Source organism: Nitrincola tibetensis (assembly GCF_003284585.1).
GTDB lineage: Bacteria > Pseudomonadota > Gammaproteobacteria > Pseudomonadales > Balneatricaceae > Nitrincola > Nitrincola tibetensis.
This window is the reverse complement of the sequence record NZ_QKRX01000016.1, coordinates 29,721-42,467: the sequence shown is the minus strand read 5'-3', so window position 1 is coordinate 42,467 and position 12,747 is coordinate 29,721. Positions and strand designations below refer to the sequence as shown.

Genomic DNA, 12,747 nt, shown 5'->3' with positions numbered 1-12,747 from the left:
AAACACTTGTTTATTAGTCTTTCGCCACTGTCAATGAACTCAGCGGAGAAACGCGATGAAGGATACAAAAAGCACGATCTTGAGCATCGATAATCACGAGGGTGACGAGCCATTAAGCAATCACTCCGATAATGCATCTTTTCAGAGCATTATCGAAAAGCGCATGTCACGTCGTACCCTGATGAAAGGTAGCTTAGGCACGGCGCTGATGGGCTTTTTTGCAACGACGGCGTACTCACCGTTAGCAGCCGCAGGAAGCAATAAACACTCTCCTTTAATTGGTTTTGAAGCCATTAATGTCAGCGCCGCCGATACGGTCACCCTGCCGAAAGGATACAAGCACCAGGTCATTTTGCCTTGGGGGCACCCGATTTCAGGTCATCAGCCTGCGTTCGATCCCTTAACCAACTCGGGTGAAGATCAAGCTCATCAAATGGGCAGCCACCACGATGGTATGCATTTCTTCCCAATCGAGGGCAAAGACCCGTACCAAGGCAGTTCTGAAGACGGCCTATTGGTGATGAACCATGAGTACGTTGAGCCGCGCTTTATGCATGCTTCGGCTCAAGGGCAAGAGTTGTCTCGCTCTGCTGTTCCAGTGCAAGCCGATGGCAAACGTTCTGCTGATGAAGTGCTCAAAGAGATACACGGCCATGGCGTCAGTATCGTCCGCATTAAAAAGCAGAGCAATGGTGAGTGGGCAATTGAAGCGGATGCGCGCAACCGCCGTGTTCATGGTTTAACTGAAATGGAAATCAGCGGCCCTGTGCGTGGCACGGATTTCGTGAAAACAAAATTCAGCCCTGAAGGAACGAAAACACGCGGCACATTGAACAACTGTGCACACGGTGTCACACCTTGGAATACCTATTTAGCAGCAGAAGAAAACTGGGCCGGTTATTTTATTAACCATAGTGAGCAGCCTCGCGAACAAACGCGTTATGGTGTCACGAAAGAAGGCTCGGGTCGTTACGGTTGGGAGCTGGCGGATTCAGGTGCCGATGAATTTGTTCGTTATGATGTGACTCCGAAGGGCGCGTCTGCAACAGAAGACTATCGTAATGAAGCCAATGCCTTTGGCTGGATGGTTGAGATTGATCCATTTAACCCAGAGGTTGCGCCGATTAAACGCACGCATCTTGGTCGTTTTGCACATGAAGGGGTTGTGTTTCAGCCAGCGGTTGAAGGTGAGCCAATTGTTTGCTACTCCGGTGACGATGCGCGTTTTGAGTACATTTACAAATACGTCAGCGCTCAGCCTTACAACAAAGAAACAGCGGGCGGTCATTTGTTAGACAATGGCACCTTGTACGTTGCACGCTTCAATGAAGATGGCTCAGGTGACTGGTTGCCCTTGGTGTTTGGTATGGGGCCCTTGACGCCAGCCAATGGCTTTAATAGCCAAGCCGATGTTCTTGTCAACACGCGCTTAGCAGCCGATACAGTGGGCGCGACTAAAATGGATCGCCCTGAATGGGGTGCAGTGGACCCGAAGACCAAAGACGTCTACTTTACACTGACAAATAACAGCCGCCGTACTGAAACGGATGCGGCGAATCCGCGAGCGGAAAACGATTGGGGACAAATTATTCGTTGGGCTGAAGCCGATGGTCAGGTGAGTGCTAAGTCGTTTGCTTGGGATTTGTTTGTCTTGGCCGGGCCTGAATCCGACTCTGATTTTGCGGGTGCTGGTTTGGATGGTGGCAGCATTTTCAATAGCCCGGATGGCTTGTGGTTTGATGCTGACTCACGTTTGTGGATTCAAACCGACATGAGCGAAAGCATTGTGAATACTGGAAAATGGGAGCAGTTCGGCAATAATATGATGTTAGCCGCCGATCCGGTGAATAAGGTCATCCGTCGTTTCTTGGCAGGTCCTATCGGACAAGAAATCACGGGTGTTGTAACGACACCAGATCAAAAAACCATGTTCGTAAATGTACAGCATCCAGGCGCAACAACGTCTCCAGAAGACTTTGCCAAGGGCTCGTTGGTCAGTCATTGGCCGCATGATGGTGCATTGTATCCACGCTCAGCGACCCTTGTGATTACTCGTGAGGACGATGGCATCATTGGTGCTTAAGTCTCTACATTAATAGCCTACAGGCTTTTTTAAAAAGCCCTGCTCTTAGTTATTTGGACTAATGCAGGGCTTTTTATTTTTAAAAGATAAATCTAACATTGGAATAAAGCTTATTCTCTGTATATTATCTAATTTAAGTTAACTACACGCTTGAAGGTTTTGTTTTGTCTTTAACTCCTCACCTGCTAGATCGGTTGGCATCGCTGACATCAATTCGTGATCTTGAGTTGCTTGAATTCAGCATGCTGAAAACGGTTCACGAGCTTTTCCGTCCCGAGCAAGTCATGATGCTCAAGTACGATTCGGATGGTGAGGTTCGCTTTACACTGCGTTATGGCCATAACGGTAATTACGATAGCCAAACACTGCGTAAAAAGTTGATTGACGAGCCTGAGGTTCTCAGTGCTTTGCATATCTCACGACGCTTAAAAACCACCTATCACTCTAAAAAAGCCAATGGCAATCATATTTCCATTTATCCAGTATTGGATCTACAACTCTTAAGTGTGGCGTTGGTGGTTGAGTCGCGGCGTGTGAGTTCTCAGAATGATTCGCGTGTGATTCATGCCTTATTGCAGATATATCGCAACTTTTGTCAATTAATTGAAGATTCGCAGCGTGACCAGTTGACGGGCTTGCTTAACCGCAAAACCTTCGATGATAGCATTCAGCGAGTCATTGGTATGTCGAGTGATCGATTTCCATCCTATGGGGACGATGATCGCCGTGCCAGTGTAGAGGGTGAGCCTGTTTATTCACTGGGTCTGATCGATATTGATAACTTTAAACAAATCAATGATACGCTTGGTCATATTTATGGTGATGAAGTGCTGTTGTTGATGTCGCAAATTATGCGACATACCTTTCGTGAGAGCGATTTGATTTTCCGTTTTGGTGGTGAAGAGTTTGTGGTCATTACCGAAACGGATTCAACAGAAACCGCTATGGTGGCATTTGAGCGTTTTAGGGTCGCGATTGACGAATATGCATTCCCGCAGGTAAACCGTGTGACGGTGAGTATCGGCGTCGTTGAAGTTAACTCTATGGATGTGGTGCATACCTTGCTTGATCGCGCAGATAAAGCCTTGTACTACGCGAAAAATCACGGGAAAAATCGAGTTTGCTCCTATAAAGCCTTGCTTGACCTTGGCGCTGTAAAAGAACCGATGTATTCCAGTGGTGATATAGAGCTTTTTTGACAAATTAGCTTTGGTAATCTAAAAGCCTTGTGTTGGTTTTGAATAATTTCTTGATGCGTCTCAACATGATCCTGCTTTTTGCATGATATAAATTTGTAGTATGAGCATCTATCTTTTTTCAATCGTAAATAAGTGTTTGAGGTTGTATATGGGTAAGTCAATACTGACGGTTGATGACTCAGCCTCCATTCGACAAATGGTGAGTTTTACACTGAAGGCTGCTGGATATTCAGTCACCGAAGCGTCGGATGGATTGCAAGGGTTAGATAAAGCAAAAACGGGTCATTATGATTTGATTTTGACTGACCAAAACATGCCCAATATGGATGGCTTAACGCTGATCCGTCAATTACGAACCCTGCCAGCTTACCGTACAGTGCCTATTTTAGTGTTGACTACAGAAGCCGGTGACACGATGAAAATGCAGGGCAAAGCGGCAGGTGCGACAGGCTGGTTGGTTAAACCCTTCGATCCGCAAAAATTGATTGATGTTGTTAAACGAGTGATCGGCTAACGATTTGTTTTCCTTGCAGGGTGATGTCTCACATGCAGTATTAGGGAGTCTAGGATGAGCATCGATCTGAGTCAGTTCCATCAAGTGTTTATTGATGAAGCCTATGAGCATCTCGACGCTATGGAGCAGTTGCTTTTAGCCATCGATATTGAACAACCCAATCTTGATGACTTAAATGCAATCTTTCGTGCCGCACACTCTATTAAAGGGGGCAGTGGTACGTTTGGTTTCTCAAACATTGCGGATCTAACCCATGCCTTGGAGAGTCTATTAGACAAGCTTCGTAAAGAAACCCTGTCTATTACGCATGAGATGGTCAGCGCCTTCTTATCCTGTGGTGATCTTCTAAAGCTGATGCTTGAAGCGCATCAAGAGGGTGTCGACCTAGACGAGCAACGTATTACAGATATGAAGAGACTGTTGCTCAGTTTAGGGGAGGAGTCTTCTGCCCCAGAATCTCCCGTTATTCATACCAACACTCAATCGCCAGTTATCACCTATCGGATACGCCTTCATCCTGATTCGGATATTTTCTCAGGGCCCGCCTCTTTCGAAGCGCTGGTGGCTGATTTATCACGTTTAGGCACATTGACCTTGATCGCGGAGCAAGGGGCTGGGTGTTATGAATGGACTTTAACTGGATCTGTTGTTTTGCAAGATCTGCAGGATACCTTTGCGTATATCTGTCAAGATAATGAAGTCACCATCACCGAGGAGGTCGCCTCTGCAGTGGAGGAGGATGAAGGGTTTGGTTTCTTTACGGATCTTCCTGAGCCATCGGTCGCGCCGGATTCTGATTTTGGTTTTTTTGTTGATGAAAGCGAATTGCCAGCATCGCAAGCTTTGGACGATTCCGGTTTTGGATTTTTTGTCGAGGAGGCAGATCTGCCAGCTGTTAAATTGGCCCAGCAAGAAGCCGAACAGGGGTTTGGGTTCTTTGTGTCTGAATCTGATCTGCCGCATCCTGTGACGCCCTCGAATGAAACACGCACAAAAGAGTCGACGACTCCAGCTCAAACTCCCGTTTCGGCCCCTAAAAAAATGACAAAAGCGGATGCGAACAAAGCGCATGCCGAGACCTCCATTCGAGTGGGGGTGGAAAAGGTGGATCAGCTCATTAATCTGGTGGGCGAACTGGTAATTACGCGCTCAATGTTGGCTCAATCGGTGAGTGAACTCGACCCCGTGCACTTCGAAACGATTCATAAGGGCTTGGTCAATTTAGAGCGTAATTCGCGTGATCTTCAAGAAGCGGTGATGTCGATTCGCATGCTGCCGATCAACTTTGTGTTTGGACGCTTTCCTCGCGTGGTGCGAGATTTGACACAAAAAATGAGCAAAAAAGTGCGCTTAAAACTCGTCGGTGAAGAGACCGAGTTGGATAAGGGCCTAATTGAAAAATTAGCGGACCCCTTAACGCACCTCTTGCGCAACAGCATTGATCATGGCATCGAAATCCCCGAAGTTCGTAGAGCCGCAGGTAAGCCAGAAGAAGGGACTATTACGCTAAGTGCGAGTCATCAGGGTGGCAGTATACTGGTGCAAATTACCGACGATGGTGCAGGCTTAGACCGCGAAAAACTCATCGCTAAAGCCCGTGAGAAGGGACTGCCTTTGTCCGACAATCCTACCGATAAAGAGGTTTGGCAGTTAATTTTTGCCCCTGGTTTCTCTACGGCAAAAGAAGTGACGGATGTATCGGGTCGTGGTGTGGGTATGGATGTTGTCCAACGAAACATTGCTGAAATGAAAGGGCAGGTTGAGATTGAATCCGCCCAAGGGGTGGGAACCACCATAGGGTTACGTTTACCACTGACCCTGGCCATTCTCGATGGGATGATCTTACGTGTAGGTGATGAAGTTTTTGTCTTGCCCCTGACTCGCATACTAGAGTCCTTTCAACCGGATTCATCACAAATGAAATCGGTTGCCGGGCAAGGACGCGTTGTACAGATGCGCGGTGAATACCTCCCGCTGGTTGAGTTGCATAAACTGTTGGGTATTCAGCCACAATACACACGTCCTGAAGAGGGCATATTGGTTCTGGTAGAAACCACGCAAGACAAGGTCGCTCTGTTTGTCGATGAATTGATCGCTCAACAGCAAGTTGTAATTAAAAGTTTAGAAACCCATTTTCGCAAGGTCGATGGGTTATCAGGAGCAACAATTATGGGGGATGGACGTGTGGCGTTGATTCTGGATATTGATCGGCTCGCACGTATGCACAGCACCACCCCAGTAACAATGAATTGAGGCCTATCCATATGATAGATGCAGCACTTGCACAACATAATCAAGCTAAACGAGAGTTTTTGACCTTTACGCTTGGCGAAGAAGAGTACGCCATTGATATTCTGACAGTGCAGGAAATTCGTGGCTACAATGCCGTGACACGTATCGCCAATACACCCGATTACATTAAAGGTGTGATTAATATGCGTGGCGTGATTGTCCCTGTTGTCGACATGCGCCTGAAATTTCACCTAGGCAATGCCACCTATGATGAATTTACCGTCATGATTATTCTTAACCTTGGCCAACGAGTGGTGGGGATGGTGGTGGATGCTGTGTCTGACGTGGTGGCGTTAAGTGCCGACGATATTCGACCCGCACCGGATTTTGGTGCCACCTTTGATACACAGTACTTGCTGGGCCTAGCATCTGTTGCAGAGCGTATGGCGATTGTTGTTGATATTGAAAAGCTGATGTCGAGTCAGGACATGGGTCTTGTTGATCAATTGAGTTCTGAGGCCGTCTAATCAGGCGTGAGGGAGAGCGATACATGAAAGCGTTTAACAACCTGAAAACGAGCCTGAAAATAGGCTTGATGACCTTAGTTATGTTGATTGCCCTAGGCTTTGCCAGTTATGAAGCCTATCAGGGATTTACCGGGTGGTCTAAATATGCGCAATTGATGCGAGACAACCGTATTCCATCCATGGTGTCATTGATGACCATGAACGCCGAGCGTATGACCATACGTGCACAAACCATTGAAGTGCTAACACAAACAGATGGATGGCGTGAGAAGTCGTTGTTACAGAGCATTGCAAATCAACGCCAAGCCTCTTGGTCTGTTATTGACCAGCACTGGGAGCGTCTTGCCAGCATTCCACGTGTCACGGAACGCGGGCAAGCCATTTATGACCAATTGGCTGCAGAGTACCAAAGCTGGCGAGAAATTTACGTTGAACTGGATGCGTTGATCGCAAGCATGATTGAAACGAACGAGGAGTTTCGTTTTCAACGCTTGATGGCCGATTACCGTCGAACTGTGTCAACCATGGTACCTAAATCGGATGCGATGGGACAAAGCTTTGAGCTTTTGGTGACGAACAATACCACTCGTGCCACAGCTGATGCTGAGCATGCTGTCGAAACAGCTGAGCATGAGTTACAGTCACTAGCTATTAGTAGTGCTGTTGCCTTGGCTGTGATATTGCTTCTCGCACTTTTAATACTGGCCAGCATTGTAAAACCACTACGTGCCTTGGTTGCGCACTTTCGTGCGATTGGCGAGGGCAACTTAAGTCAGGTAATTGAAGAGACTCGTCAGGACGAAGTTGGTTCAGCTTTGCAAGCACTGGCGGTGATGCAACGAAAATTGAATGCTGATATTCAAGAAACCCGCCGCGTCAGTAACATCAACCTGCGTATTAAAAATGCCCTTGATAGTGTATCGGCCAATGTGATGGTCGCGGATGCTGATTTTAATATTATCTATATGAATCCTGCAGTTCTGGACATGTTCAAAACCGCTGAAAAACAGATTCGTATCGATTTGCCAAATTTTGATTCCAATAATTTGTTGGGCAATAGCATTGACCTTTTCCATAAGAATCCTGCTCACCAACGCCACTTACTGACTGCGCTTCAAACGAAACATGATGCCACTGTCCGCATCGGTGGTCGTACATTCGACCTAACAGCAAATCCAATCGTGAATCAAGAAGGCGAGCGTTTGGGCTCAGTGGTTGAGTGGAAAGATAGAACCCTCGAAGTGGCGGTGGAAGAAAAAATATCGCGCTTAGTTGAAAAAGCGGTTGAGGGGGATTTTAGTACACGAATCGATACAGCTGATTTATCTGGATTCTTTAGCCGACTGGGTGACGGTGTCAACCGGCTGATGTCGGTCACTGATCGAGGTTTGCGAGAAGTCATGAGGGTGCTAGAACATCTGTCGAAAGGTGAGCTAACTGAACGTGTGACAGGTGACTATCAAGGGAGCTTTGGTGATTTACAATCGAGCACCAATGCAACCGTTGAGCAATTGACCAACCTGGTGATTGAGATTAAACAGTCGGTCGAGGCCATTAATACAGCTGCCCAAGAAATATCTGCTGGCAATACAGATTTATCGCAACGTACAGAAGAACAAGCATCCAGCTTAGAAGAAACAGCATCAAGTTTAGAGGAGCTGACGTCAACCGTTCGCCAGAATGCGGATAATGCGCGCCAAGCCAATCAATTGGCACAAAGTGCATCCCAAGTCGCAGAGAGCGGTGGTGAAAAAGCTCGCCGCGTGGTGAAAACCATGGAGGCCATTAGTGAAAGTTCCAATAAGATAGCTGATATCACGACCTTAATTGACGGCATTGCTTTTCAAACGAATATTCTTGCACTGAATGCAGCGGTTGAAGCCGCGCGAGCCGGTGAGCAAGGTCGAGGCTTTGCCGTTGTCGCCGGTGAGGTACGCTCTCTAGCCCAACGCTCGGCAGCAGCGGCAAAAGAAATTAAAGAATTGATTAATCGCTCAGTTGATATCGTGCACGAAGGCAGTGATTTAGTCAGCGAAACAGGCAAAACGATTGAAGAAATAGTGGTGTCGGTTAAACGCGTGACCGATTTGATGGGCGAAATATCAGCAGCATCGGAAGAGCAAAGCCAAGGGATTGAGCAGGTTAATCAAGCGGTTACTCAAATGGATGATGTAACACAGCAAAATGCGGCACTGGTAGAGCAAGCCGCTGCATCAGCCGAGTCATTAGAAGAGCAAGCATCGGCTCTCGCCATGTCTGTCTCCACTTTCAAACTCAATGAAGAACTGGTTGCACCAGGTTCAGTTAATCGCCAGAGTACGCAGCCTGCGTTAAGTGCTCGACAACCTTCAATGCCTAAACGAGTAAAACAGCCGACTAAACAGCCGACTTACCCACCCATTAAACGTCAGGCAGAGGATGAGTGGGAAGAGTTTTAAACGAGGTCTAAGCCCGTCAGCCGATCAAAAGGTTGGCTGACGGAATATGCTGGCAGAGTGAGGTTGAAATTGATTGATCGAGAGTTTGTGTTCAATCCAGAGGATTTTGAGCGGATTCGTCTACTCATTCGTTCGCGTGTCGGTATCGCCTTATCCGATAAAAAACGAGACCTTGTCTACAGCCGAATAGCTCGCCGTTTAAGAAGTCTAGGCCTTCGTACCTTTTCTGATTATTTGGACTATTTGGCTCAAGAACAAGATGAAATGCAGGACTTTATTAATGCGCTTACAACCAATCTAACCTCTTTTTTTCGAGAAGCGCATCATTTCGATTTCTTGGCAGATCAGATGCGGCAAGTTAACGCTCTAGGGCAAATGCGTCGTTTCACCATTTGGTCCAGTGCTTGCTCAACGGGTGAAGAGGCCTACTCGATTGCCATGACGGCGATCGAGACCTTTGGTAGTTGGACTCCACCCGTCAAAATTCTAGCAACAGATGTCGATACCCATGTATTGGCACAAGCGCGACAGGGCGTCTATGGTCTAGAGCGTATTGAAAAAATGGATGTGCAGCGTTTGAAAGCCTTTTTCTTGAAGGGCAAAGGCGATCGCCAAGGATCCGTCAAAATTCGGCCTGAGGTTCAAGCTTTGGTCAGCTTTCAGCAGCTGAATTTGTTGGCCCCTAGTTGGCACTTGCGGGGGCCTTTTGATGCTATCTTTTGCCGTAATGTCATGATTTACTTTGATAAGCCCACTCAATATAGTGTCTTAGAAAAATTCCATCCGTTGCTAAATGAGTCGGGACTGTTGTATGCCGGGCATTCAGAAAGCTTTCAACATGCGGCGAACTTATTTAAGTCTAAGGGTAAAACGATTTATCAACCTGTCCGATTAGCGTCGAATAATAAGGTAAGGCGATGACCGCGCAAGATGACAACGCCAAGTCTGGCATCAGCCCAGAGGTTTATTACGACCCTTATTTTGAACAGCAAGCCGTGAAGGTTCTGCCAGGGGAGTTTTTTGTCACTGGCAAGGACATGATAATTGTTTCTGTTGTTGGGTCTTGTGTTTGTGTATGTATTCGGGATCGTCTTAAAGAAACGGGTGGCATGTGTCATTTTATTGTGCCTGACCGCTTTTTAGACACAGCAGAATCTTCAGTCGATGCCATACATTGCGCAGGTCATGCGATGGAGATGCTGACAAATCAGTTGATTAAAATGGGCAGTCAACGAAGAGATTTGGTTGCAAAGGTGTTTGGAGCATCGAGTTGGATGAAAACAGCAGACACTAAGCCGCTATGTGAAATGAATGCCAAATTCGTGATGCACTATTTACAGCAGGAACAAATTGAAGTCGCAAGCCAAGATCTTTTGCAGCCCTATCCCAGTAAACTCTATTTTTTTCCCCGAACGGGTAAGGTGTTAGTGAAGCGGCTTCACAAGCTAAACAACACAACCCTTTTGGACCGAGAGTCAGATTACCTTGATCGTTTAGTGGATATGGATTTATCAGGCCCGATGGAGCTATTTAGCTAATGGCGATATTAGAAACTAAAATAAAAGTATTGGTCGTTGATGATTCTGCACTGATTCGACAATTGCTAACAGAAATTATTAACAGCTATGCGGATCTGACGGTTGTGGCAACCGCCCCAGATCCGTTAGTGGCGAGAGAGTTGATTAAGCTACACAATCCGGATGTCCTCACGTTGGATGTTGAAATGCCAAAGATGGATGGTTTGGATTTTCTGGAGCGCTTAATGCGACTGCGACCCATGCCCGTCTTGATGGTGTCATCCTTAACTGAGCAAGGGTCCGATGTAACTTTAAGGGCCTTAGAATTAGGTGCAGTTGATTTTATCGCTAAACCAAAATTAGATATTGTCTCAGGCTTAAAAAGCTATGCAGATCTTATTGCTGACAAGCTACGCATGTGTGCAAAAGCCAATATCCGAGGCTTTGCTCAAACAGCGAGCTTACCGCTACAACGCTTATCCTTACCCCTAAACTCCACTGAAAAAATCATTTTTGTTGGCGCGTCTACCGGTGGTACCGAGGCAATTAAGGCACTGCTAACGCCTCTGCCCCCAGATATGCCTGCTATTATGATTACACAACACATGCCAGAACATTTCACGCGTACCTTTGCTGAACGTTTAAATACACTGTGTCAGTTGCGTGTTATGGAGGCTGAACACCGTCAGAGAGTGCTGCCGGGTCATGTATACATCGCACCGGGTAATGCACATTTAGAAGTCGTCAGAAGTGGTGCCAATTATTTAACATCACTCAGTGACGCTCCTTTAGTCAATCGTCATCGGCCTTCGGTCGATGTGCTCTTCTCATCTGCGGCTAAAGTAGTTGGTGGCAATGCCATTGGCGTCATACTGACAGGCATGGGAAAAGATGGTGCCATCGGCATGAAAGCGATGAAAGACAGCGGAGCGGTGACGTTTGCGCAAGATGAAAAAAGCTGTGTGGTCTTTGGTATGCCGAAAGAAGCCATCGCCGCAGGCGCGGTAAATCAGGTATTACCGTTAAATGCGCTTCCAGAAAAGCTCATTGAGTCTGTTGGCCAACGTATTAATCGAGTTTAAAAGGAAGATGTTATGAGTGTACGGTTTTTTATAGTATGGCTAACCGCATTGGGTATGGGGGCATTCGTGTCGATGTGGGTCTACCCCGTGCTTGGCGTGCTAATAGCGCTTGTGGTTGTCTCGCTCAATGTTTTTTTTCCTCAGAAGCAAGTCAACCTTGCAGTCGTTAACCCTGCTAGTCTCGATGATGACCAGGAGGTAGTCGATAGCCTTCAGGAAATGGGTGAATGCATTGAGCAAGTGGTAACGGAGAGTGTAAACGATCTTGATGCGCTGCATAAAATGGAAAAAGATGCACTGGATACACTGGCCCAATCATTTGTGAGTTTGAAAGGGCAGATCGAAAAGCAGCAGTCATTGGTATCTGGGTTGTTGATTAGTGGCAGTGGCTCGTCAAAACACTCTGGGCAATCACACATGAGTGATTTTGCTAAAAGTACTCTCGATACGATGAACCATTTCGTCGAAATTACTGTAAAAATGAGTGAAGATTCGATGGAAATGCTTAACCGTGTTTCAGCGCTTTCCGATGGGATGCCTGCTCTGTTGCAGACGCTTAATGACATTGACACCATTGCCAAACAAACCAATTTGTTAGCATTGAATGCGGCCATTGAGGCGGCACGTGCGGGTGATAGTGGTCGAGGCTTTTCGGTCGTCGCAGATGAGGTTCGAGCATTATCAAATCGGTCGGCGACCTTTAGTAAGAGTATTCAAGATCATTTGAATCAGATGAATGCCGATATCATCACTCTTGTTGAGGATGTTCGCAAAATAGCGTCTAAGGATATGACATTCATTATGGAGTCGAAACAAGAGGTGCAGCAGGCTATTGATCGATTGTTGGATAAGGCCCATGAGGATGAGAGGGTTACGCAAGATATGGATGTGATCGCTCAAGACCTAATGGCTGCAGTCTTTAATGCTATGCGTGCTATGCAGTTTCAAGACATGAGTAGCCAGACTATCCAGCATACGATCGAAGAGCAGAGGCATTTGCTCTTTTTGACAGCGGCACTTAAGAATGACAAAAAGAATCTTGATGATACTGCATTGGATAAGAGCCTTCGCGCCTTCAAAGATGAACGACGTCGACGTAAGTCGAACCCCGTCTCTGCAAGCTCAATGAAAAGTGGCGACATTGATTTGTTTTAA

Annotated in this window: 10 protein-coding genes; all 10 read left to right on the top strand. The window is 46.7% G+C overall.

Features of this window, described 5'->3' with window-relative positions:
- Window positions 1-55 precede the first annotated feature (55 nt).
- The 10 genes from DN062_RS16230 to DN062_RS19105 all read left to right on the top strand — a co-directional run bounded on the left by DN062_RS16230 (window position 56) and on the right by DN062_RS19105 (window position 12,747).
- Window positions 56-2,083 carry a PhoX family protein gene (locus DN062_RS16230; protein ID WP_112160349.1) on the top strand — a complete coding sequence of 676 codons (2,028 nt, stop codon included), beginning with the start codon at window positions 56-58 and terminating at the stop codon, window positions 2,081-2,083.
- Between the two features lie 164 nt (window positions 2,084-2,247).
- Window positions 2,248-3,282, top strand: a complete 1,035-nt coding sequence (locus DN062_RS16225; RefSeq protein WP_112160348.1) for a GGDEF domain-containing protein — start codon at window positions 2,248-2,250, stop codon at window positions 3,280-3,282.
- Between the two features lie 148 nt (window positions 3,283-3,430).
- Window positions 3,431-3,796 (top strand): response regulator, encoded by a 366-nt coding sequence (locus tag DN062_RS16220; protein ID WP_112160347.1) that lies wholly within the window; start codon window positions 3,431-3,433, stop codon window positions 3,794-3,796.
- A 54-nt stretch (window positions 3,797-3,850) separates the two neighbouring features.
- Complete coding sequence (locus DN062_RS16215; protein ID WP_112160346.1) at window positions 3,851-6,049, top strand: chemotaxis protein CheW; 2,199 nt, start codon at window positions 3,851-3,853, stop codon at window positions 6,047-6,049.
- A gap of 11 nt (window positions 6,050-6,060) precedes the next feature.
- Entirely contained in the window at window positions 6,061-6,555 is a 495-nt protein-coding gene (locus DN062_RS16210; protein ID WP_112160345.1) for a chemotaxis protein CheW, read from the top strand.
- A gap of 23 nt (window positions 6,556-6,578) precedes the next feature.
- On the top strand, window positions 6,579-8,993 hold the full coding sequence (locus DN062_RS19110) for a methyl-accepting chemotaxis protein (RefSeq protein WP_205126758.1): 2,415 nt from the start codon (window positions 6,579-6,581) through the stop codon (window positions 8,991-8,993).
- A gap of 63 nt (window positions 8,994-9,056) precedes the next feature.
- Complete coding sequence (locus DN062_RS16200; RefSeq protein WP_239995817.1) at window positions 9,057-9,914, top strand: CheR family methyltransferase; 858 nt, start codon at window positions 9,057-9,059, stop codon at window positions 9,912-9,914.
- On the top strand, window positions 9,911-10,531 hold the full coding sequence (locus DN062_RS16195) for a chemoreceptor glutamine deamidase CheD (protein WP_112160344.1): 621 nt from the start codon (window positions 9,911-9,913) through the stop codon (window positions 10,529-10,531). Before DN062_RS16200 ends, DN062_RS16195 begins: the two co-directional genes overlap by 4 nt.
- Complete coding sequence (locus tag DN062_RS16190; protein ID WP_112160343.1) at window positions 10,531-11,592, top strand: protein-glutamate methylesterase/protein-glutamine glutaminase; 1,062 nt, start codon at window positions 10,531-10,533, stop codon at window positions 11,590-11,592. Before DN062_RS16195 ends, DN062_RS16190 begins: the two co-directional genes overlap by 1 nt.
- Window positions 11,593-11,604: 12 nt before the next feature.
- Window positions 11,605-12,747, top strand: a complete 1,143-nt coding sequence (locus DN062_RS19105) for a methyl-accepting chemotaxis protein (RefSeq protein ID WP_112160342.1) — start codon at window positions 11,605-11,607, stop codon at window positions 12,745-12,747.